Annotated in this window: 20 protein-coding genes; 11 read left to right on the forward strand and 9 right to left on the reverse strand. The window is 67.2% G+C overall.

From position 1 onward, the window contains the following. The first annotated feature begins 6 nt into the window (after positions 1 to 6). The 6 genes from JHL17_RS11090 to JHL17_RS11115 all read left to right on the forward strand — a co-directional run bounded on the left by JHL17_RS11090 (position 7) and on the right by JHL17_RS11115 (position 4,738). Positions 7 to 903 (forward strand): AraC family transcriptional regulator, encoded by an 897-nt coding sequence (locus JHL17_RS11090; RefSeq protein WP_200192989.1) that lies wholly within the window; start codon positions 7 to 9, stop codon positions 901 to 903. Between the two features lie 25 nt (positions 904 to 928). Next, the gene (locus JHL17_RS11095) at positions 929 to 1,654 is read left to right on the forward strand and encodes an AzlC family ABC transporter permease (protein WP_247893451.1); all 726 of its coding nucleotides are present in this window, start codon (positions 929 to 931) and stop codon (positions 1,652 to 1,654) included. After that, positions 1,647 to 1,955: an AzlD family protein gene (locus JHL17_RS11100; protein ID WP_200192993.1), complete on the forward strand. Its 309-nt coding sequence runs from the start codon at positions 1,647 to 1,649 to the stop codon at positions 1,953 to 1,955. Before JHL17_RS11095 ends, JHL17_RS11100 begins: the two co-directional genes overlap by 8 nt. Before the next feature lie 74 nt (positions 1,956 to 2,029). Beyond that, positions 2,030 to 2,929, forward strand: coding sequence for a 16S rRNA (adenine(1518)-N(6)/adenine(1519)-N(6))-dimethyltransferase RsmA (rsmA, locus tag JHL17_RS11105; RefSeq protein ID WP_200192995.1), 900 nt, complete (start codon positions 2,030 to 2,032; stop codon positions 2,927 to 2,929). After that, on the forward strand, positions 2,926 to 3,351 hold the full coding sequence (arfB, locus tag JHL17_RS11110; protein WP_200192997.1) for an alternative ribosome rescue aminoacyl-tRNA hydrolase ArfB: 426 nt from the start codon (positions 2,926 to 2,928) through the stop codon (positions 3,349 to 3,351). Before rsmA ends, arfB begins: the two co-directional genes overlap by 4 nt. Positions 3,352 to 3,496: 145 nt before the next feature. Beyond that, the gene (locus tag JHL17_RS11115; RefSeq protein ID WP_200192999.1) at positions 3,497 to 4,738 is read left to right on the forward strand and encodes an MFS transporter; all 1,242 of its coding nucleotides are present in this window, start codon (positions 3,497 to 3,499) and stop codon (positions 4,736 to 4,738) included. A 6-nt stretch (positions 4,739 to 4,744) separates the two neighbouring features. Here JHL17_RS11115 and JHL17_RS11120 read toward each other — a convergent pair whose 3' ends face one another. The 7 genes from JHL17_RS11120 to dprA form a co-directional block, all read right to left on the reverse strand. Next, positions 4,745 to 5,236, reverse strand: a complete 492-nt coding sequence (locus JHL17_RS11120) for a GNAT family N-acetyltransferase (RefSeq protein WP_200193001.1) — start codon at positions 5,234 to 5,236, stop codon at positions 4,745 to 4,747. Continuing rightward, positions 5,233 to 5,529, reverse strand: a complete 297-nt coding sequence (locus tag JHL17_RS11125) for a type II toxin-antitoxin system TacA family antitoxin (RefSeq protein ID WP_200193002.1) — start codon at positions 5,527 to 5,529, stop codon at positions 5,233 to 5,235. Before JHL17_RS11125 ends, JHL17_RS11120 begins: the two co-directional genes overlap by 4 nt. Positions 5,530 to 5,645: 116 nt before the next feature. After that, the gene (locus JHL17_RS11130; protein WP_200193004.1) at positions 5,646 to 6,941 is read right to left on the reverse strand and encodes an O-acetylhomoserine aminocarboxypropyltransferase; all 1,296 of its coding nucleotides are present in this window, start codon (positions 6,939 to 6,941) and stop codon (positions 5,646 to 5,648) included. A 20-nt stretch (positions 6,942 to 6,961) separates the two neighbouring features. Beyond that, the gene (locus JHL17_RS11135) at positions 6,962 to 7,528 is read right to left on the reverse strand and encodes a CoA-binding protein (protein WP_200193006.1); all 567 of its coding nucleotides are present in this window, start codon (positions 7,526 to 7,528) and stop codon (positions 6,962 to 6,964) included. Then, positions 7,525 to 8,343, reverse strand: coding sequence for an enoyl-CoA hydratase (locus JHL17_RS11140; RefSeq protein ID WP_200193008.1), 819 nt, complete (start codon positions 8,341 to 8,343; stop codon positions 7,525 to 7,527). The genes JHL17_RS11135 and JHL17_RS11140 overlap by 4 nt, the downstream gene beginning before the upstream one ends. Before the next feature lie 249 nt (positions 8,344 to 8,592). Next, on the reverse strand, positions 8,593 to 11,394 hold the full coding sequence (gene topA, locus JHL17_RS11145; protein WP_200193010.1) for a type I DNA topoisomerase: 2,802 nt from the start codon (positions 11,392 to 11,394) through the stop codon (positions 8,593 to 8,595). Between the two features lie 46 nt (positions 11,395 to 11,440). Then, a complete protein-coding gene (gene dprA / locus JHL17_RS11150) occupies positions 11,441 to 12,577 on the reverse strand; it encodes a DNA-processing protein DprA (RefSeq protein WP_200193012.1) in 1,137 nt (378 codons plus the stop codon). Between the two features lie 427 nt (positions 12,578 to 13,004). On the opposite strand from dprA, the gene JHL17_RS11155 reads away from it, so the two are divergent. Beyond that, positions 13,005 to 14,441 carry a methyl-accepting chemotaxis protein gene (locus JHL17_RS11155; RefSeq protein ID WP_247893452.1) on the forward strand — a complete coding sequence of 479 codons (1,437 nt, stop codon included), beginning with the start codon at positions 13,005 to 13,007 and terminating at the stop codon, positions 14,439 to 14,441. 83 nt (positions 14,442 to 14,524) lie between these two features. Here JHL17_RS11155 and JHL17_RS11160 read toward each other — a convergent pair whose 3' ends face one another. Beyond that, positions 14,525 to 15,322, reverse strand: coding sequence for an oxepin-CoA hydrolase, alternative type (locus tag JHL17_RS11160; RefSeq protein ID WP_200193016.1), 798 nt, complete (start codon positions 15,320 to 15,322; stop codon positions 14,525 to 14,527). A gap of 217 nt (positions 15,323 to 15,539) precedes the next feature. Here JHL17_RS11160 and JHL17_RS11165 point away from each other — a divergent pair, with 217 nt between their 5' ends. The 3 genes from JHL17_RS11165 to JHL17_RS11175 all read left to right on the forward strand — a co-directional run bounded on the left by JHL17_RS11165 (position 15,540) and on the right by JHL17_RS11175 (position 19,026). Further along, complete coding sequence (locus JHL17_RS11165; protein WP_200193018.1) at positions 15,540 to 16,241, forward strand: rhomboid family intramembrane serine protease; 702 nt, start codon at positions 15,540 to 15,542, stop codon at positions 16,239 to 16,241. A gap of 87 nt (positions 16,242 to 16,328) precedes the next feature. Then, positions 16,329 to 17,204 carry an S-methyl-5'-thioadenosine phosphorylase gene (locus JHL17_RS11170; protein WP_425599599.1) on the forward strand — a complete coding sequence of 292 codons (876 nt, stop codon included), beginning with the start codon at positions 16,329 to 16,331 and terminating at the stop codon, positions 17,202 to 17,204. A 733-nt stretch (positions 17,205 to 17,937) separates the two neighbouring features. Further along, positions 17,938 to 19,026, forward strand: coding sequence for a TRAP transporter substrate-binding protein (locus JHL17_RS11175; protein ID WP_200193022.1), 1,089 nt, complete (start codon positions 17,938 to 17,940; stop codon positions 19,024 to 19,026). Between the two features lie 75 nt (positions 19,027 to 19,101). On the opposite strand, the gene JHL17_RS11180 is transcribed toward JHL17_RS11175, so the two are convergent. After that, positions 19,102 to 19,545 (reverse strand): MaoC family dehydratase, encoded by a 444-nt coding sequence (locus tag JHL17_RS11180; RefSeq protein WP_200193024.1) that lies wholly within the window; start codon positions 19,543 to 19,545, stop codon positions 19,102 to 19,104. Positions 19,546 to 19,692: 147 nt separating this feature from the next. Between JHL17_RS11180 and JHL17_RS11185 the strand changes: the two genes are divergently transcribed. Beyond that, a complete protein-coding gene (locus JHL17_RS11185) occupies positions 19,693 to 20,349 on the forward strand; it encodes a TetR/AcrR family transcriptional regulator (protein ID WP_200193026.1) in 657 nt (218 codons plus the stop codon). Positions 20,350 to 20,362: the final 13 nt, after the last annotated feature.

Consider the following 20,362-nt stretch of genomic DNA (forward strand, 5'->3'; position numbering starts at 1 on the left):
TGCGGCATGGACCAGCAATCCGCCCTCGATCCCTCATTGTCGCAGACGCCGGCCGGTGGCGGCGACTTCGCGCGGCTGTGGCGCGAAATGCGCTTCGACGGCATGGAATGCCTGAACGCCCGCTTCCAGCGCCACAGCTATGCACCCCACACGCACGAGACCTATGTGGTCGGCGTCATCACCGCCGGGACCGAGCTGTACCGCTGCCGCGGCACCGAGCGGGTGGCGCAGGCGGGGCAGGTGGTGGTGCTCGATCCGGAGGTTCTGCATGACGGCCGGCCGGCTGCGGACGGCTATGCCTACCGCATGTTCTACCCCCCGGTGGCTCTGTTCGAACAGGCGATGGTCGATGCGCTGGGGCGGCCCGTCGTGCCGCATTTCTCCGCGATGGAACTGGACGACCCGGAGATGTTCCAAGCCTTGCGCGGCCTTCACCACGGGCTCGAAGGACCGTACCGCGAACCGTTGCGCGTGGACACCGACGCATTACGGGCCTTCACCGCGCTGGCGCTGCGCCACGGCGACCTGACGGCGCGTCTGCGCAAGCCGGGGCAGGAACCGGCGGCGGTCCGTCATGCGCGGGAGTATCTCGACAGCCATCTCGACAGTCCGGTCGAACTGGCCGATCTGGCGGAGGCGGCGGGACTCAGCCGCTTCCATCTGCTGCGCGTCTTCCGTGCGGCGGTGGGAACGACCCCGCACGGCTACCTGACCGACCGGCGCGTCGCCCAGGCCAAGCGGCTGCTTGCCGGGCCTCTGCCATTGGCGGAGGTGGCGCTGGCCTGCGGCTTCTGCGATCAGGCGCATTTCAACCGGGTGTTCAAGGGACGGGTCGGCGTCTCCCCCGGCCAGTACCGGCGCGGCAGCAATCCCGTCCAAGACGTCGCGGCGGCGGTCGCCTAGCGTCTCGGCCATGAGCACAGACAGCATGACCATACCGGCATCCCCTCCCAAATCCCCGGGGCAGGAATTCGCGCTGGGGACCGTCCATGCCCTGCCCATCGTGGCGGGCGCCATCCCCTTCGGCTTCCTTCTCGGCAGCCTTGCCGCCAAGGCCGGGCTGTCGGCGATCGACATGGGGCTGATGAGCGCTCTGGTCTTCGCCGGCAGCTCCCAGTTCGTGGCGGTCGAACTGCTGGGCAAGGGCAGCGCCGGGCTGGCGGTGGTCGGCGCCATCCTGCTGGTCAATCTGCGCCATCTGCTGATGGGGGCGACGCTGGCGCCGCGTTTCCGCGGCGTGCCTGCGGCGCGGGCCGGGCTGGCGCTGTTCTTCATGACCGACGAGCAATGGGCGCTGTCGCTGCGCCGCGGGCCGGGGTTGACGCTGGCCTACTGGTACGGGGTGGGGCTGACGCTCTATCTGGCATGGCTCGCCAGCACCGTGGCCGGGACGCTGGCCGGCGCGCTGATCGCCGACCCCGCCGCCTGGGGGCTGGATTTCACCTTCATCGCCGTCTTCCTCTGCCTGCTGGCCGGCTTCTGGCGTGGAGTCGGCTCGCTGCCGCCCTGGCTGGCGAGCGCCGCCGCGGCGCTCGCCGTCCATGCGCTGTCGCCTGGCGGAACCTGGCACATCCTGGCCGGCGCGCTGGCGGGCGGGGCGGTCGCGGGATGGCAGGGAAGGGGGCAGGGAAAGGAAAGGGCATCCGATGCTTGAAGCGCTGAGGCTGGATTGGGACCTCTTCGCCGTCGTGCTGGGCGGGGCGCTGGTCACCTGGATGACGCGGATCGGCGGGCCGTGGCTGATCGCGCGGGTGCGGCTCGGCCCGGCGGCGAATGCGGCGCTGGAGGCCACGCCGGGGGCCGTGCTGGTGGCGCTGGTCGCGCCGGCCGCCCTGTCGCGCCCGTCCGATGCGCTGGCCGCCGCCTTCGTCTGCCTGATCGCCCGCCGCGTGCCGATGGTGGTCGCCGTCGTGGCCGGTGTCGTCGCCGTCGTGCTGCTGCGCCGCCTGCTGTAGCGGCCGAAGGCAAATTGCCGTCCTGGGTGAACTGCCGTCTGGTGAAGCGGGCGGGGGATGCCTATAAGTCGGGAATGACCGACCCGACCCCCGCCTCCGTCCCGTTCGACCCGCATGCCCTGCCGCCGCTGCGCGACGTGATCGCGCGTTTCGGGCTGGAGGCGCGCAAGTCGCTGGGGCAGAACTTCCTGCTCGACCTGAACCTGACGGGGCGGATCGCGCGCTCGGCCAATTTGCCGGCCGGCACCACCGCCATCGAGGTCGGCCCCGGCCCCGGCGGCCTGACCCGCGCGCTTCTCGCGACCAATGCGGTGAAGGTCGTCGCCATCGAACGCGACCGCCGCTTCATCGAGGCGCTGCAGGACGTCGTCCAGGCCTCCCAGGGCCGCCTGTCCATCGTCGAGGCCGACGCCCTGACGGTCGATCCGGAGGACCTGGCCCCGGCTCCGCGCGCCATCGTCGCCAATCTTCCCTACAACGTGGCGACGCCGCTTCTGCTGGGATGGTTGGCGCGAATCGACGCCTATGTCAGCCTGACGCTGATGTTCCAGAAGGAGGTCGCCGACCGGCTGGTGGCGAAGCCGGGCAGCAAGGCCTATGGCCGGCTGTCGGTCATCACCCAGTGGCGCTCCGACGCCCGCGTCTTGTTCAATCTGCCGCCGCGCGCCTTTACCCCGCCACCGAAGGTCGAATCGACGGTGGTCCACCTGACCGCGCGGGCCGACCCGGAATCGGCGGACTGGCGCGCGCTGGAGCAGGTCACCGCCGCCGCCTTCGGCCAGCGCCGCAAGATGCTGCGCCAGAGCCTGAAATCGCTGGGCAGTGCCGAAGCGCTGCTGGAGGAGACCGGCATCGCCCCGACCGCGCGGGCGGAGGAGATCGACGTCGCCGGCTTCGCCGCGCTGGCCCGCGCCTTCCGCGCCCGCCATCCGCTGGAAGCGCCGTCGGCGGGGCCGGCGGAGACCCCGGCATGATCCGGGTCACCCCCCGCATCAGCCTGGACGAAAACGAGTTGCAGGAGGAGTTCATCCGCGCCTCCGGCCCCGGCGGCCAGCACGTCAACAAGACCGAGACGGCGGTGCAGCTGCGCTTCGACGTGCGCCGCTCTCCCAATTTGCCCGACCCGGTCCGCTATCGGCTGGAACGGCTTGCCGGTTCCCGCCTGACCCTGAACGGCGTGCTGATCCTGGTGGCCGACCGCTACCGTTCGCAGATACGCAACCGCGAAGACGCCCGCGAGCGCCTGATCGACCTGATCCGCGAAGCCGCCGCTCCGCCGCCGCCGCCCCGCCGCCCGACCAAGCCGACCTTCGGTTCCAAGCAGCGGCGGCTGGAGGGCAAGGCCAAGCGGTCGGAGGTGAAGCAGGGACGACGTGCGGGTCCCCGGGACGACTGAGGCAAGATGACCGGGGTGGGGCTCGGGGGCATGCCCGCCATGAGACGGGTGCATTGGACGGCTCAACCCTCCCGTGCCAGCCTTGCATTTCGCTTGCCTGCAAAACAGTCCCCCGCCCGGATGGGTCCGGGGCCGGAGACGTTCGATGAGTCATCCTTCCGCTGGCGCCGCTTTGCCGTCGCCCGTCTCGGCCCGGCTGTCCGTCGGCTTCGCCTGGGTCGGGCATTCGCTGATGCACATCGTCTCGGCGCTGTTCCTGACCATCGTGCTGGCGCTGGAGACGGAATGGAAGCTCTCCTATGACGAGCTGATCCGGCTGTGGACGCTGGGGGCCTTCATGATCGGGCTCGGGGCGCCGCTGGCCGGCTGGCTGGGCGACCGCTGGAGTTCGGCCGGCATGATCGCCGTCTTCTACCTGATGACCGGCGGCGGAGCGGTGCTGGCCGGGCTGTCGGACGGGCCGGAGATGCTGATGTGGTCGCTGGCCCTGCTGGGGCTGGGGGCATCGATCTACCACCCGGTCGGCATGGCCTGGATGATGGCGAACGCCGAGAACCGCGGCAAGGCGATGGGCTGGCTCGGCCTGTTCGGCACCTTCGGCGTCGCCACCGCCGCGGTGGTCGCCGGCAGCCTGACGCAATGGCTGAACTGGCGCATGGCCTTCATCATCCCCGGCGTTCTTTGCCTTGTGCTGGGCATCGCCCTGGCCCTGCTGATGATGACCGGCATCGTCCAGGACCGTCATGCCGACGTGAAGCCGCAGCCCAAGCCGTCCCGCGGCGACGTGGTGCGCGCCTTCTTCGTGCTGTCGCTGACCATGGTCTGCGCCGGGCTGATCTTCAACGCCATGCAGATCGTGCTGCCCAAGCTGTTCGAGGCGCGGCTGGGCGGCTGGCTCGGCAGCGGCACGCTGGGGGTCGGCGGGCTGGTCACCGCGGTCTACCTGATCTCCGCCCTGCCGCAGATGATCGGCGGCGTGCTGGCCGACCGCCATTCGCTGAAGCGGGTCTACATGCTCTGCCTGCTGGCCCAGATCCCGCTGATGGCGGCTGTCGCCGTGCTGGCCGAGCTGCCGCTGGTCGCCGCCGCCGCCTTCGTGGTCATCGCCTCGCAGACGCAGATCCCGGCGGAGAACATGCTGCTGGCCCGCTACACCCCGGACAAGCATCGCGGATTGGCCTTCGGCGCCAAATACATCCTGTCCTTCGGCGCCGGCCCGCTGGCGGTGCAGCTGGTTGCCTGGATCTACGAGCGCACCGGCGAATTCACCATGCTCTACCTGACCCTGTCGGCGCTGGCCGCCCTGGCCTTCGCCGCCGCCCTGCTGCTGCCCGACGACCGCCGCAAGGCTGAAATGGTGGCGGAGCCCCTGCCGGCGGCGGAGTGAGACGTTTTACAGATTGTTCCGCAAATCGGTCAACGTGACCATCAGCATCATCGGGTCCATCGGCGACGGGTCGAGGCCGAGGCGAAGGTAGAAACCCTTTGCCTCTTCCGACAGCGCATGGACGATCAGCCCGCGCACGCCGATCAGGTCGGCTGCCTGCACGACCCGCAGGGCAGCGTCGCGGAACAGTGCCCGGCCAAGGCCGTGACCTTGCCATGTCCGGGCAACGGCAAGCCGCGCCAGCACCACCACCGGGATCGGGTCGGGCATGTTGCGGCGAAAGCGTCCCGGTGCCTCGGCGACCAGCACCGCGCCTGATGCCAGCGCGTAATAGCCGGCAATCTCCCCGCCCGCACAGGCGATGAAGGTCCGCGACGCGCCGCTGGCCTGATTTGCCATGGCTCGGCGCTTCAGCCAGTTGTCCAGCGATGGCGTGCCGGACTCGAACAGGTCGATACGATGGTGAGGTGCGAGCAGCTCCGGCGCGGACAGCGTCATTCGCCGTCCCAGGGGGCGGGTGTCCGCAGGGTCCGGCGCAACCGCTCGTTCGGCTTAGGCGAAGCATCGAGACGTGTGAGGAACTCGGCGTAGGCTTCCGGGCTGGCTGCGATGATCGCGCGATCGAGCAGGGCATCCTCGGCGGCGCGGCGGGCAGCTTCCAGGATGAAGTCGGTGCGGTTCTTGCCTTGCGTCTGGGCGGCCCGGTCGATCAGGCTGCGCTCTTCCGGCCGGATGCGGATGTTCAGCGTCTCGCGCCGGGACTTCTCTTGTGATGGTTTGACAGGCTGCATGGCGGCTACCTCCGGTTAGAGAGATAGCCTGCCACAGCGCAATGACAATGTCATTACGGCGCTGGTTTCCACTTTGGGACCGCACCGGCCATGCCGGTGCGGTCCCGACCGGATTCTTACCCCAGCGTCTTCGTCAGCGCCTGATCGAGGTCGGCGATGATGTCCTCCGGCGTTTCCAGCCCGATCGACAGGCGGATCACGTCGGGACCGGCACCGGCCGATGCCTGGGCTTCCGCCGAGAGCTGGCGGTGGGTCGTCGAGGACGGGTGGATGATCAGCGACCGGGCATCGCCGATGTTGGCGAGGTGGCTGAACAGCTCGACGCTCTCCACCACCTTCACGCCGGCCTCGAAGCCGCCCTTGACGCCGAAGGTCAGCACCGCACCGGCACCGCGCGGCAGGTACTTTTCGGCCAGCGCGCGATACTTGGAAGAGTCGAGCCCGGCATAGCTGACCCAGCTGACCGCCGGATGGCTCTCCAGGAACTGCGCCACCTTCAGGGCGCTGTCGGCATGGCGCTGCATGCGCAACGGCAGCGTCTCGATGCCGTTCAGCGTCAGGAAGGCATTCATCGGCGCCTGGCTCGGCCCCAGGTCGCGCAAGCCCACGGCATGGCCGTGGATGGTGAAGGCGAGATGGCCGAAGGTCTCGTGGAAGCGCAGGCCGTGATAGCCGGGATCGGGCTCGCTCAGCGCAGGGAACTTGCCGGACTTGCTCCAGTCGAACTTGCCGCTGTCCACCACCACGCCGCCGACCGAGGTGCCGTTGCCGGACAGGAACTTGGTGGTGGAATGCACCACCAGCGTGGCGCCCCACTGGATCGGGTTGATCAGGTAGGGGGTGGCCAGCGTGTTGTCGACGATCAGCGGGATGCCGGCCTCGTCGGCGATCTTCGCGATGGCCTCGATGTCGGTCACCACGCCGCCGGGGTTGGCGAGGCTCTCGACGAAGATCGCCTTGGTCTTTTCGGTCAGCGCCGCCTTGACGGTCTCGACGCTGTCGGTGTCGACGAAGCTGGGCTGCCAGCCGAAGGCGCGCGGAAAGCTGATGCCGAGTTGGTTGAGCGAGCCGCCGTAGAGCTTCGTCGATGCGACGATGTGGTCGCCGGGCGCCATCAGCGGGAACAGGGCCAGCAACTGGGCGGCATGCCCGGACGAGGTCGCGGTGGCGCCGGCACCGCCTTCCAGGTTCGCCAGCCGCTCTTCCAGCACCGCCACCGTCGGGTTGGTCAGGCGGGAATAGATGAAGCCGACCTTCTGCAGGTTGAACAGCGAGGCGGCGTCGTCGACATCCTCGAAGACGAAGCTGGTGGTCTGATAGATCGGCGTCTGCCGGGCGCCGGTCGCCGGGTCGGGCGCGGCGCCGGCATGGATGGCGCGGGTCTCGAAGCCGAAGCTTTTCTGCTCAGTCATCTGTGTGAATCCCCCATTTTTCAGATCAGCTTTTTGAACGATTTCGTCGGCGCCCTGCGGCGCGTCATCAGCACATTGGAATTGACCCCGATCCGGCCGATCTCGCCGAACAGGCGCTGGATTTCCATCTTCGGGCAGCGGTCCATCACCACCGTCAGCCCGGCGGTCTGGGCCCGAACCGCCGCCTCGTCGTTGCGGACGCCGAGCTGCATCCACACCACCTTCGCCCCGGCGGCGATCGCCTCGTCCGTCACCCCACCGGCGGCGGCGGAGTTGCGGAAGACGTCGACCATGTCCGGCGGCTCCGGCAAATCCTTCAGGCTGGCATGGACGGTCAACCCCAGGATGGTCTGGCCGGCCATCTTCGGGTTGACCGGGATGACGCGATAGCCCTTGTCGCGCAGGTACTTCATCACGAAGAAGCTGGCCTTCACCGGATCGGCGCTGGCCCCCACCACGGCGATGCTCTTCACGGTCTCCAGGACGCCGTGCAGGAAGGCATCCGTGTAGTCGGCAGGCTCCGTGATCTTCTGCCCGCCCGTCTTGGGATCGTCCGTCTTGGGATCGCTTATCTTGAGATCGCTCATCGCCCGCACCACACCGGCGTGCGCTTGCCGAGGAAAGCGTCGATGCCTTCGGCTGCGTCCTGCGCCATCATGTTCTCGGTCATCACCTTGGCGGCATAGGCATAGGCGCTTTCCGCATCCAGCTCGATCTGGTGGTAGAAGGCCTCCTTGCCGATGGCGAGCGTCAGCGGCGACTTCGAGGCGATCCTGGCGGCGACGCCGTCCACCACCTCGTCCAGCTGCTCGGCGGGCACCGCGCGGTTGACGAGGCCGATGCGCTCCGCCTCCTCCGCATCGATCAGGTCGCCGAGCAGCAGCATTTCCATCGCCGCCTTGCGCCCGACCGCGCGGGTCAACGCCACCATCGGCGTCGAGCAGAACAGGCCGATGTTCACACCCGGCGTGGCGAACCGCGCCCCCTCCTCGCAATAGGCGAGGTCGCAGGTGGCAACCAGCTGGCAGCCGGCGGCCGTCGCGACGCCACGCACCTTGGCGATCACCGGCTGGCGGATGCGGTTGATCGTCAGCATCAGGCGGGAGCACTGGGTGAACAGTGCCTCGTAGAGCGCGCGCGAGGGGGCAGCCCGCATCTCCTTCAGGTCGTGCCCGGCGCAGAAGGCGCCGCCGGCCCCGGCCAGCACCACCGCGCGCACGGACCGGTCCTCATGGATGGCGTCCAGCGCGTCCTGCAGCGCCGCCATCAGCCCGACCGACAGCGCGTTGCGCGCCTTCGGCCGGTTCAGCGTCAGCGTGGCGACCCCGTCGCGGTCTTCGCGCAGGACCAGCGGGGCATCCTGCGGGGCATGGGGGTCATGTGTGGAAACCGCGGCGCTCATGGTCGTTGTCCTCCCGTGCTTCTTCGGTTGTGCACCGCCGGCAGCTTAACGCGCCGGGCCTGCGGGCAACACGGGGAACCTGCTGGCCGAAAGGAATGAGACGACAGCCAGCGGGGGAATTCAACGGGAAATTTTGTTGGAAGGGCATAAAAATCTATTATTTTAGTAGGAAATATTGGCGAAAGTCGTGCGAAATCCTCCTCTCCCCAGGGGGGAGAGGGAGATCCGAAGAAAGGCGTGAAAGAAGATTTATGACGCCTTGGCGGTCTTCTTCTTCGGGGCGGCGGTTTCCGCCGGCGCCTCGGCAGCGGCCTTGGCCTTGGTCGCCTTCTTGGCGGCCGGCTTTTTCGCCGCAGTCTTCGCTGGAGCCTTCGCCTTGGCGGGCTTCTCCGTTTCCGCACCCTCGGCCTTGGCCGGTTCGGCGTCCTTCGGAGCCTTGCCCTTCTTGGCGGCGTCCTTGGCGACCTTGGCGTCGATCAGTTCCAGCGCCTGCTCCAGCGTGACGCTGTCCGGCTCGGTCCCCTTCGGGATCGAGGCATAGACGCTGGCATGCTTCACATAGGGTCCGAAACGGCCGGAGCCCATGGTGATCGGCTTGCCGGTCTTGGGATGGTCACCCAGGGCCTTGGCCGGAGCCGACGCCTTCTTGGCCGCGCCGGCCAGCAGGTCGACCGCGCGGTTGATGCCGATGGTCAGCACGTCGTCGTCGGGCGTCAGCGACTTGTAGACGCTGCCATGCTTCAGGTAGGGCCCGAAGCGGCCGATGCCGGCGCTGATCTCTTCCCCCGTTTCCGGGTGGTTGCCGATGGCCCGCGGCAGCGCCAGCAGCTTCAGTGCGGTATCGAGGTCGACGTCGGCCGCGGCCATGCCCTTGGGCAGCGACACGCGCTTGGGCTTCGGAGCCTCGTCCTTCTTCTTTTTCTTCGCCTTGGGCTTCTTGCCGTCGGTCGCCGGTTCCTCGGCCGCCGGCTCCTCCGGAGGGGCTCCCGCGGCGGCCGGAACCGGGCCGAGCTGGATATAGGCGCCGTAGGGACCGCGGCGCACCGTCACCGGCAGGCCGGTCTCCGGGTCGTTGCCCAGCTCGCGCGGGCCTTCCTGCGCCTCGCCGTTCTCGTCGTTGGCGACGGCCAGCGGCCGGGTGTAGCGGCATTCCGGATAACGCGAGCAGCCGATGAAGGCGCCCATCTTGCCCAGCTTCAGCCCCAGCCGGCCCTCGCGGCAGACCGGGCAGACGCGCGGGTCATGGCCGTCCTCGGTGGCGGCCGGGAAGAAATGGGCACCCAGCTCATTGTCGAGCGTGGTCAGGACCTGGGTGATCGTCAGGTCCTTGGTGCCGGTCACCGCCACGTCGAAGGCGGTCCAGAAATCGCGCAGGACGGTCTTCCAGTCGATCTTGCCGTCGGAGATTTCGTCGAGCTGGTTCTCCAGCTCCGCCGTGAAGTTGTACTCCACGTAGCGGTGGAAGAAATTCTCCAGGAAGGCGGTGACCAGCCGGCCGCGGTCTTCGGGGATGAAGCGCCGCTTGTCCAGCCGCACGTAATTGCGGTCCTGCAGGACCTGCAGGATCGAGGCGTAGGTCGATGGACGGCCGATCCCCAGCTCCTCCAGCTTCTTGACGAGGCTGGCCTCCGAATAGCGCGGCGGCGGCTGGGTGAAATGCTGGTCCGGGACGATGTCGCCACGGGAAAGCTCGTCGCCCTGGTCCATCGCCGGCAGGCGGCGTTCCTGCTGGTCGTCCTCGGCCGCGTCGTCGCGGTCCTCCTGGTAGACCTTCAAGAAGCCGTCGAAGACGACGATGGAGCCGGTGGCGCGCAGGACCACGTCCTTGGACGGGCTGGCGATGTCCACCGCAACCTGGTCCAGCACGGCGCTTTCCATCTGGCTCGCCAGCGTGCGCTTCCAGACCAGCTCATAGAGCCGCAGCTCGTCCTGTCCCAGATAGGACGCCACCGATTCAGGACGGCGATGCAGGTCGGTCGGCCGGATGGCCTCGTGGGCCTCCTGGGCGTTCTTGGCGGCGGTCTTGTAGACGCGCGGCTGGGCCGGGACGTAGCGCTCGCCGTACTGGGTGCCGATCAGGCTGCGGGCGCCGTCGATGGCCTCCTGCGATAGGCTGACGCCGTCGGTTCGCATATAGGTGATGAGACCGACCGTCTCGCCGCCGATGTCGATGCCCTCGTAGAGCTTCTGCGCCGTGCGCATGGTGCGGGTGGCGCCGAAGCCCAGCTTGCGCGAGGCCTCCTGCTGCAGGGTCGAGGTGGTGAAGGGCGGCGACGGGTTGCGGCGACTCTGCTTGCGCTCGACCTGCGACACGGCGAAGGCCTGCGGGCGGATCTTCGCCACCGCGGCCTCGGCGGCCTCGCGGTTGGGCAGGCCGAACTTGTCGAGCCGTTTCCCGTCCAGCTGGGTCAGCGACGCGGTGAAGGAGGAGCCCGCCGGCGTGGTGAAGCCGACCGCGATCGACCAATATTCCTGCGGCTTGAAGACCTCGATCTCCGACTCGCGCTCGCAGATCAGGCGCAGCGCCACCGACTGCACGCGGCCGGCCGACTTGGAGCCCGGCAGCTTGCGCCACAGCACCGGCGACAGGGTGAAGCCGACCAGATAATCCAGGGCGCGGCGCGCTAGATAGGCGTCGACCAGCTCCTGCGACACGGCGCGCGGGTTGGCCATGGCGGTCTGGACGGCCGACTTGGTGATTTCGTTGAAGGTGACGCGTTGGACGTCGCGGTTGTCGGACAGATGCTTTTCGCGCAGCAGCTCCGACAGGTGCCAGGCGATGGCCTCCCCCTCGCGATCCGGATCGGTTGCGAGATAGATGCGGTCGGCCGACTTCACCGCCTTGGCGATCTCGTCGATGTGGCGCTTGGAGCGGTCGCCCAGTTCCCATTCCATCGCGAAGTCTTCATCCGGGCGCACCGACCCGTCGCGCGCCGGAAGGTCGCGGACATGGCCGAAGCTGGCGATGACGGTGTAGTCGTCGCCCAGATACTTGTTGATGGTCTTCGCCTTGGCCGGCGATTCGACGATGACGACGTTGCTGCCCGGCAAGAAACCAGCCCTTCGCGTATGCCCACTCAAACCAAGGCGGTACCGATCAGGCGAGAGAGACCTGATGACCGGGGAGACGCTGGACTCGGCCGGCAAGCTCAAGTTCCAGAACCACGGTCAGCACCACCGGAGCGGACAATTGGCACCCGCGGACGAGTTCGTCAATGGTGACGGGCGAGGGCCCCAGGTTTTCCAGCACCAGGACGCGCGCCCTGGCAAGGTCGGATTCGTCCGGTTCGGCAGCGATTCCGGACCCTCCCGCCGGGGCGCCGAACAGGTCGCGCTGCGGTTCGGCCAAGGTCGGCGGGCGCAGGTTTTCGATGGCGCGCAGCACGTCGTCGGCCCGCTCCACCAGCGTGGCGCCCTGGCGCAGCAGGTTGTTGGTGCCGTGGCAGCGCGGGTCGAGCGGAGAGCCCGGAACCGCCATCACCTCCCGTCCCTGCTCCAGAGCCATGCGCGCGGTGATTAGCGAGCCGGACCGCAGTGCCGCCTCCACCACGAGCACGCCGAGCGACAGTCCGGAGATCAGGCGGTTGCGCCGGGGGAAATGGCGGGCCTGCGGCTGGATGCCGATGGCGCTTTCCGCCACCACCACGCCTTGCGCCACGATGTCGCGGTAAAGCTGCTCGTTCTCCGGCGGGTAGACGACGTCGACGCCGCCGGCCAGCACCGCGGCGGTCCCGCCTCCGAGTGAACCGGCGTGGGCGGCGGTGTCGATGCCGCGGGCGAGGCCGGAGACGACCAGCAGCCCGGCCGCCCCAAGCTCGCGCGCCAGCGATTCGGCGAATTTCTTGCCGTTCAGCGAGGCGTTGCGGGCACCGACGATGGCGACGGCGCGGCGGCGCAGCAGATGGGCATGCCCGGCGACCGAGATCACCGGCGGCGCGTCGTCGACGGCGGCCAGCGGCTCCGGGTAATCGGGTTCGCAGGTGCACAGCAGCCGGGCCCCGAAATGGCGGTTGGCCTGCATCTCCCGTTCCGCCTCGGCCTTGGAGGCGATGCGCAGCGGCTTGGTCCGCCCGCCCCGCCGCGCCAGTTCCGGCAGCCTGTCCAACGCCTTGCCGGCGTTGCCGTATTGCTCGATCAAGCGATGAAAGGTGATCGGACCGACATTCTCGGTGCGAATGAGACGGATCCAATCGAGCCGTTCGGCGTCGGTCAAAGGATGGCGTGGTTGCATCATGATCGAATCTGATACAACTTATCGATATATCCTTCAACACGCATTCGCATGAAAGAAGTCTCTATAATCAAGATTTGCTCGGGTTTGGCGCAATATGACCGTGTCCGGCGGCCCCGCGTTCGACGCGCTTTGGCGAGATGCGGGGTGAAGCGGAGAGGAAGCGTTTCGCAACATTGTTTCCCGGGATAAGACAGTAAATCGAAAATTCCAGCTTCACTTCAATCCCGGAAACAATGGCGCAATCTCTGGTTAGGAAGTTTGGTCGGGATGGATATTTCAAAACATTAAGAGAATTGTCACAAGACGTCGGAGTTTCCCTTATGGAAGCTTCGTTGGTAATAGGTATGATCCTACCCATACGGGCGTACTCATGTGGGGATAGGCGATGTTTGGACGGGGAAAGAACAACCGGGCGCTTGCGCGTAAGATGGCCGCGCTCGATGCGTTGAGGGCCAAGGTGATGGTGGCCGACGTCGATCTCAACATCGTTCACGTCAATCCCGCGGTGGCCGCGCTTCTGCGCGAGGTCGAGGGCGATCTGCGCAAGGAGCTGCCCCGCCTGGACGTGAACCGCCTCGTCGGCAGCAACATCGACGTCTTCCACAAGAACCCGAGCCACCAGCGCACGATGCTCGCGGCCTTGACCAAGCCTTATGGTGCGACCATCAAGGTCGGCGGGCACCAGTTCGACCTGCTGGTCACGCCGCTGACCGAAGGCGCAGAGCGCATCGGCTTCGTCGTCGAATGGGCCGATGCCGGAGAGCGGCTGCAGAACCTCGACTATGCCTCGCAGATGGCGGCGATCAGCCGGTCGCAGGCGGTGATCGAATTTACCACGGACGGCGTCATCACCAAAGCGAACGACAACTTCCTCAAGGTGATGGGGTATCGTCTGGACGAGGTCGTCGGCAAACATCACAGCATGTTCGTCGAATCCGCCTACCGCGACAGCAGCGAATACGCCCGATTTTGGGATACCCTGCGCCGCGGCGAATTCCAGGCGGCGCAATACAAGCGCATCGCCAAGTCCGGAAAACCGGTCTGGATCGAAGGCGCCTACAACCCGATCCTCGACGAGAAGGGGCGGGTGATCAAGGTGGTGAAGTTCGCCGTCGACGTGACCGCCCAGGTCGCGCTGCTGAACAACCTCAAGATCATGATCGACAAGAATTTCGGCGAGATCGACCAGGCGCTTCACCTGTCGATGGGGGAGGCCCACTCCGCCAACGACGCCGCCGGTTCGACCTCCGCCAGCGTCCAGGCGGTGGCGGCGAGTGCCGAGGAGCTGGTCGCATCGATCGGCGAGATTTCCCAGAGCATGACGCGCGCCCGCTCGGCCACCGACGGCGCCTTCGACCGCACGGTCGCGGTCGCCGAGAGCACCGACCGGCTGGCCGCCGCCGCCCAGGCGATGAACGGCATCGTCGGGCTGATCAACAGCATCGCCGGCCAGATCAACCTGCTGGCGCTGAACGCCACCATCGAGGCGGCCCGCGCCGGCGAGGCGGGGAAGGGCTTCGCCGTCGTCGCCTCGGAGGTGAAGAACCTCGCCAACCAGGCGGGCAAGGCGACCGAACAGATCTCGGCCGAGATCGAGGGCATCCAGTCCACCTCGACCGAGGTGGCCAACGCATTGAATGCCATCCGCGAGGCCGTCTCGGTGGTGCGTGAACATGTCACCGGCACCGCGTCGGCGGTGGAGGAGCAGAGCGCCGTCACCCAGAACATGTCGGTCAACATGCAGAGCGCGTCGGCCGCCGTGGCGACGGTGACGTCCAACATCTCCGCCATCTCCACCGCGGTCAACCAGGTGGCTGGGGCCGTCGGACGGACGAAGGAGGCGGCGCATGTCCTGGTCCGGTGAAGACCTGCTCCGGTGAAGACCCAATCACCTGATCGATGGAGAAGCGGGCGCCGCGATCCGTGGCGCCCGCCTCCCCGGACCGGTCAGCGCTTGTGGAACGCCGGCGGGCGCTTTTCGAAGAAGGCGGTGATGCCCTCCTTCGCCTCGCCATGGTGCAGCGCTTCGACGAACAGGTCGCTTTCGCGGGCAAGCTGGGTGGCGAAGCTGCCATAGGCCAGCTCCATCAGCTTCTTGGCCCTGCCCATCGCGCCGGCCGGTCCGTCGGCGATGGTCTGGGCCCAGGTGATCGCTTCGGTCAGCGCCCGGCCGGGGGCGGTGACGCGGTTGACCACGCCGGCCGCATGCAGGCGCGCGGCGTCGACCGGACCGCCGGTCAGCATCAGCTCCGCATAAAGCTGCGGCGGCAGCGCGCGGGCGAGCGAAGCGGAGGCGCCGCCGTCGGCCGTCAGGCCGACCTTGACATAGGCGGTCAGGAACTGCGCGTCCTCCGCCGCGACGATCAGGTCGCAGGCCAGCGCCAGCGAAAAGCCGGCACCGGCTGCCGGGCCCTCCACCGCGGCGATGATCGGCTTGGGGCATTCCCGCATGGCACGGACCCAGCCGTGGAAGCGTTCGATGCCGTCCCGGTTCTCCGACCGCGAGCGGCTGCCATGGTGATAGAGGTTGTTCAGATGGCCGCCGGAACTGAAGGCGCCGTCGGCCCCGGCCAACACGATGGCGCCGATGCCGGGATCATGCGTCGCCTCGTCCAGCGCGTCGCGGCCGGCGGCCATCATCTTCAAGCCCAGCGCGTTGCGGGTGCCGGCATCGCTCATGGTCAGCACCATGACGCGGCCTTGGCGTTCCACCGTCATGCTGCCGGTATCCTGACGTTCGTTCATGGTCGTTTCTTCCCCGGTTGCCATCGTCCGGCCGAGGGGACCTCGCCGGGTGGTGGACCCACTGTGCCAGTCGGGGTCCGGCGCTCCAATCCGTCCGACCGGTATAGGAGGAGGCCGGATCCCCTGGGAAACGGCTGTTTTTCCACAGCTTCCCTTTCTACATTGGGGTGAGGCCTATCGCCGCGCGGGCGGCGGCATGGGATGGGAGGGCAGGGGGATGGCGCTGGCGCTGGATCGGCAAGGCCGGAACGGGAGTCGCGGACCGGCTTGCGGCCCGACCCGTAAGCCGACCGCCGCCGGTCCGCCCTATGCCAACCGCACCGTCATCCTCGTCTGCGTGCTGGCCTTCGTCCTGCGGCTGCCGCCGGAATCCTTCGCCTTCGTGCCTGCCTATTTCTTCGGAACGGTCGAACTGGCGGGGCCGTTGCCCACCGCCGCGCTGTGGCGGGGATTGTTCGGGCATGTGCTGATCCATGGCGACCTGACGCACCTGCTGTCCAACATGGCGGTCCTGTGGCTGCTGGGCGACGTGGTGGAGCGGGCGCTCGGCCATGTCCGCTACCTGCTGCTGTTCCTGTTCGGGACGGTTGCGGCGGCGCTGACGGAGGGGCTGCTGGCGGTCGACCGGATGGCGCCGCTGATCGGGGCGAGCGGGGCGATCTGCGCGTTGATGGGGGCCTTCCTGTGGGTGCGTCCGCGTTCCGGGCTGCTGTCGCGGTGCCTTCCCAGGCGGCTGGTGCAAGGGGCCGTCCTGGTCTTCGCGTTGTTGAACGCGGCAATGATGCTGGTGCCGCTCGAGGCGGACTCGCCGCTGGCCGAGGTCGGCTGGGGCGCCCATGCCGGCGGGCTGGCCGCCGGACTGCTGCCGGGCGCCTTGCTGCTCCTGCCCGGGCGCCGGCGGCCGGACGGGAGCGCCTGAACGGTTGCAATTGCCGGCAGCGGCCGAAATACTCGCGCGACCTGCAGCGGGAGACGGCGGTTCATGAGCGACGGCGCGATTGGCGGAATGGCTGGCGAAACGGTCCTGGGTGTGATCGGCGGCAGCGGCCTGTACGACATCGACGGGCTGGAGAACACCCGCTGGGTCAAGGTGACGACCCCCTTCGGCGATCCGTCGGACGAACTGCTGACCGGCGAACTGGCCGGGCAGACGCTCGTCTTCCTGCCGCGCCACGGCCGCGGCCACCGCATCCCGCCGTCGGAACTGAATTTCCGCGCCAACATCCATGCGCTGAAGCAACTGGGCGTGACCGAGATCCTGTCGGTGTCGGCGGTCGGCTCGCTGAAGGAGCATCTGCCGCCGGGAACCTTCGTGGTGATCGACCAGTTCATCGACCGCACCTTCGCCCGCGACAAGACCTTCTTCGGCAGCGGGCTGGTCGCCCATGTCGCGCTCGGCCATCCGGTCTGCGGCCGGCTGGGCGACCTGATCGAGGAGGCGCTGGCCGAGCTGGACATTCCGCACCAGCGGCGCGGCACCTACATGGTGATGGAGGGCCCGCAATTCTCCACCGTCGCCGAATCGAACCTCTATCGCGGCTGGGGCTGCGACGTCATCGGCATGACCAACATGCCGGAGGCCAAGCTCGCCCGCGAGGCGGAGATGTGCTACGCGACCGTCGCCATGGTCACCGACTACGATTGCTGGCACGAGGAGCACGACCATGTCTCGGTCGATGCGGTGATCCGTGTGGTGGTCGCCAACGCCGGCAAGGCCCGCTCACTGGTGGCGGCGCTGGCGCCGAAGGTGGAGCGGCGCGAGGGGCTGTGCGCCCAGGGCTGCCACACCGCGCTCGACAACGCCATCATGACCGCACCCGGCCACCGCGACCCCGCGATGCTGGAAAAGCTGTCGCTGATCGTGAAGCGCACGCTGGGGTGAAACGTTGCTGCAGGCGTGAAAAAGCACTATTTTCGGGGTGGGCGTACCGGGGATCGCAGCCCCGGTACGCCCACCCGATCAGCGGTTCAGGTAATCAAGCACCAGCTTGACCGCCTGCAACAGCAGGATCAGGAGAGTGAGGATTTTGTCCATCCTCTTGCCCTCCGTCAGTGCGGCGCGGGCGGTGGCCATTCCGCCGCCCCGACCGCGCGGCAAACATGCCAAGCATTCCAACTATTTTGAATATGTAAGTTGTATGTAATTTAGCGCACTCGCTTTTATGCGAGCAAAATGTGCTTGCCCATGACATGGAATGCTGTCTGTCCTCCTCGTATCCTGCCCATGAACGAAAGTAGGGGTGGGTGCCATTTCGCCCGTCGCATATATCATCTGTACATGTAACCATTCAGGCGACGGCAAGACGGTTCTGCGGTTGATCGATGCGGCTGATGGCTGTTCGCCAGAGCGAATGCAGGATTCCCGTGTCATTCCGCGATGCATTGCTTTGAGAAATCCCGGATAGAGCGATGGCCACTTGGCATCGCGTCAGTCGCGCGTGCGCACTGTATTTTTTGCGCGACGAAATAAAACCGGAATGGAAGCTATGCAATTTAGCGAATTGTCGGACAGCCATTGCGATTTCTAGAATTGTTCGGACACCATAGTGTCTTCTGTTCGGCAAAAGGTGCCACCGTTCAACCGGCGCCATCGCCATAACGATGAGGAAACGTTCATGAAGCGTCGTTCCTTCCTGACCTCCGCCGGTGTCGGCGTCGCCGCCAGCACCCTGGCGGCCCCGGCCATCGCGCAGAGCCAGCCGGAAATCCATTGGCGTCTGGCATCCAGCTTCCCCAAGAGCCTGGACACCATCTACGGCGCCGCCGACACCATCGCCGCCCGCGTCGCCGCCGCCACCGACGGCAAGTTCACCATCCGCGCCTTCGCCGCCGGCGAGATCGTCCCCGGCCTGCAGGTGCTGGATGCGGTGCAGAACGGCACGGTCGAGTGCGGCCATACCGCCAGCTATTATTACGTCGGCAAGGACCCGACCTTCACCTTCGACGCGACGGTGCCCTTCGGCCTGAACGCCCGCCAGCAGAATGCCTGGATCTACAATGGCGGCGGCATGCCCCTGCTGCGCGAGTTCTTCGACGGCTACGGCGTCGTGAACTTCCCGGCCGGCAACACCGGCGTGCAGATGGGCGGCTGGTTCCGCAAGGAGATCAAGACCGTCGAGGATCTGAAGGGCCTGAAGTTCCGCATCGGCGGCTTCGCCGGGCAGGTTCTGGCCAAGCTCGGCACGGTGCCGCAGCAGATCGCCGGCGGCGACATCTATCCGTCGCTGGAAAAGGGCACCATCGACGCCGCCGAGTGGATCGGTCCCTACGACGACGAGAAGCTCGGCTTCAACAAGGTCGCCAAGTACTATTACTATCCGGGCTGGTGGGAAGGCGGGCTGAACGTCTCGCTGCTGGTCAACAAGCAGCAGTGGGAACAGCTCCCCAAGCAGTACAAGGCCGTCCTGGAGGCCGCCTGCTTCGAGGCCAACCTGACCATGAACGCGAAGTATGACGCCGAGAACCCGGCGGCCCTGCGCCGTCTGGTCGCCGGCGGCGCCCTGCTCCGCCCCTTCCCGCGCGAGGTGATGGAGGCCTGCTACAAGGCCGCCACCGAACTTTATGACGAGACGGCGAAGACCAACCCGAAATTCGCCAAGATCTACGAGCCGTGGAAGAAGTTCCGCGACGACGAGTATCTGTGGTTCCGGGTGGCCGAGAACTCCTTCGACAACTTCGCCTTCACCGCCGGCCTGAAGCGCTGACGGCAGGAAGTCGAGATCGCAAACCCCCGCGTCCCGCTCCGGATGCGGGGGTTTTCTTTTCCAGGCCTATTCTTTTCAGTCCGGACGGCCGGGCGCCAGCAGGTTGGCGATCATGGTCTGAACCACCTCGTCCTTCTGGTTGAAGGTGGTGGTCTTCACCCGCAGGATGCCCTGGTCGGGCCGTTTGGCCGAACGCCGGGCCTCAAGTATCTCCATCTCGATGCGCAGCAGGTCGCCGGGGCGGGTCGGGCGCGGCCAGCTGATCTGATCGACCCCCATGCCGATATAGCCGCCGGCCAGTTCGGCGTCGCTGCCGACGATCATGCGCATGGTCAGTCCGGCCGTGTGCCAGCCGCTGGCCGCCAATCCGCGGAACAGCGTGTTCTTCGCAGCATCCGGATCAAGATGGAAGGGTTGCGGGTCGAACTTCTCGGCATAGGCGACGATCTCCACCGCCTCGACCGTCAGCGATCCGCCGGTGAAGCGGTCGCCCACCGCAACGTCCTCGAAATAGCGCATCCCCCGGAACTCCGTTCATCATGGTGGTCAGGTCGGGACCGGCCTGTAATGATACAGACCTGTCTCTTCGTTGCGATGGTAGAGACGGGTCTGTATCATTGTCAATGCCGGGCTTGGACCCGGCCGTTCGGAGCGGATGGAATCGGCATGGCGGAGATTGGGGCGGAGATTGGGGCGGAGCTTGGGGCGGAGCTTGGGGCGGAGCTTGGAAATTCCGGGGCGGCGCGCGCAAGGAAGCCGGCGCGCGACCGGATTCTCGACACCGCGGCGGAGCTGTTCTACCGCGAGGGCATCCGCGCGGTGGGCATCGACACCATCATCGCCCAGTCCGGCGTCGCGAAGATGAGCCTGTATCGGAACTTCACGTCGAAGGACGACCTGGTCTGCGCTTACCTGGAACGCAGCATGGCCCAGCATGCCGCCTGGTGGGACCGGGTGATCGCCCGCTGTCCCGGCGATCCGCGCGCCCAGATGAAGGCGCTGTTCACGGCGCTCGGCCACTGGATCGACCACCCGAAATTCCAGGGCTGCCCCTTCACCACCGCCGCGGCCGAACTGCGCGATCCTGCCAATCCCGCCCGGGCGCTGGCATTGGACCATAAGCGCATGGTCCGGGACCGCCTGCACGGGCTGGCCGAGGCGGCCCGTGCCGACGATCCGGACCGGCTATGCGCGCAGTTGCAGTTGCTGATGGAGGGCGCCTACGCCGCCGGACGCGCGCTGGATCTGGGACCGGGAAACGAGGCGGTGGCCAGCGCGGCGGCGGCGTTGATCGATGCGGCTTGCGGAGGCATGCGGGATTAGGGGGAGACCGCTT

The sequence above is a fragment of the Azospirillum endophyticum genome (genome assembly GCF_016595245.1).
GTDB classification, from domain to species: Bacteria; Pseudomonadota; Alphaproteobacteria; order Azospirillales; family Azospirillaceae; genus Azospirillum; species Azospirillum endophyticum.

What these genes read in the sequence shown, in the direction of transcription:
- JHL17_RS11170 (WP_425599599.1), top strand. Translation starts at nt 16,329, where the DNA reads ATGGCTGGCGAAACGGTCCTGGGTGTGATCGGCGGCAGCGGCCTGTAC.
- JHL17_RS11165 (WP_200193018.1), top strand. Translation starts at nt 15,540, where the DNA reads ATGGCGCTGGCGCTGGATCGGCAAGGCCGGAACGGGAGTCGCGGACCG.
- JHL17_RS11090 (WP_200192989.1), top strand. Translation starts at nt 7, where the DNA reads ATGGACCAGCAATCCGCCCTCGATCCCTCATTGTCGCAGACGCCGGCC.
- arfB (WP_200192997.1), top strand. Translation starts at nt 2,926, where the DNA reads ATGATCCGGGTCACCCCCCGCATCAGCCTGGACGAAAACGAGTTGCAG.
- JHL17_RS11095 (WP_247893451.1), top strand. Translation starts at nt 929, where the DNA reads ATGACCATACCGGCATCCCCTCCCAAATCCCCGGGGCAGGAATTCGCG.
- JHL17_RS11185 (WP_200193026.1), top strand. Translation starts at nt 19,693, where the DNA reads ATGGCGGAGATTGGGGCGGAGATTGGGGCGGAGCTTGGGGCGGAGCTT.
- dprA (WP_200193012.1), bottom strand. Translation starts at nt 12,577, where the DNA reads ATGATGCAACCACGCCATCCTTTGACCGACGCCGAACGGCTCGATTGG.
- JHL17_RS11100 (WP_200192993.1), top strand. Translation starts at nt 1,647, where the DNA reads ATGCTTGAAGCGCTGAGGCTGGATTGGGACCTCTTCGCCGTCGTGCTG.
- JHL17_RS11140 (WP_200193008.1), bottom strand. Translation starts at nt 8,343, where the DNA reads ATGAGCGCCGCGGTTTCCACACATGACCCCCATGCCCCGCAGGATGCC.
- JHL17_RS11125 (WP_200193002.1), bottom strand. Translation starts at nt 5,529, where the DNA reads ATGCAGCCTGTCAAACCATCACAAGAGAAGTCCCGGCGCGAGACGCTG.
- JHL17_RS11180 (WP_200193024.1), bottom strand. Translation starts at nt 19,545, where the DNA reads ATGCGCTATTTCGAGGACGTTGCGGTGGGCGACCGCTTCACCGGCGGA.
- JHL17_RS11130 (WP_200193004.1), bottom strand. Translation starts at nt 6,941, where the DNA reads ATGACTGAGCAGAAAAGCTTCGGCTTCGAGACCCGCGCCATCCATGCC.
- rsmA (WP_200192995.1), top strand. Translation starts at nt 2,030, where the DNA reads ATGACCGACCCGACCCCCGCCTCCGTCCCGTTCGACCCGCATGCCCTG.
- JHL17_RS11120 (WP_200193001.1), bottom strand. Translation starts at nt 5,236, where the DNA reads ATGACGCTGTCCGCGCCGGAGCTGCTCGCACCTCACCATCGTATCGAC.
- JHL17_RS11175 (WP_200193022.1), top strand. Translation starts at nt 17,938, where the DNA reads ATGAAGCGTCGTTCCTTCCTGACCTCCGCCGGTGTCGGCGTCGCCGCC.
- JHL17_RS11115 (WP_200192999.1), top strand. Translation starts at nt 3,497, where the DNA reads ATGAGTCATCCTTCCGCTGGCGCCGCTTTGCCGTCGCCCGTCTCGGCC.
- JHL17_RS11155 (WP_247893452.1), top strand. Translation starts at nt 13,005, where the DNA reads ATGGCCGCGCTCGATGCGTTGAGGGCCAAGGTGATGGTGGCCGACGTC.
- JHL17_RS11135 (WP_200193006.1), bottom strand. Translation starts at nt 7,528, where the DNA reads ATGAGCGATCTCAAGATAAGCGATCCCAAGACGGACGATCCCAAGACG.
- JHL17_RS11160 (WP_200193016.1), bottom strand. Translation starts at nt 15,322, where the DNA reads ATGAACGAACGTCAGGATACCGGCAGCATGACGGTGGAACGCCAAGGC.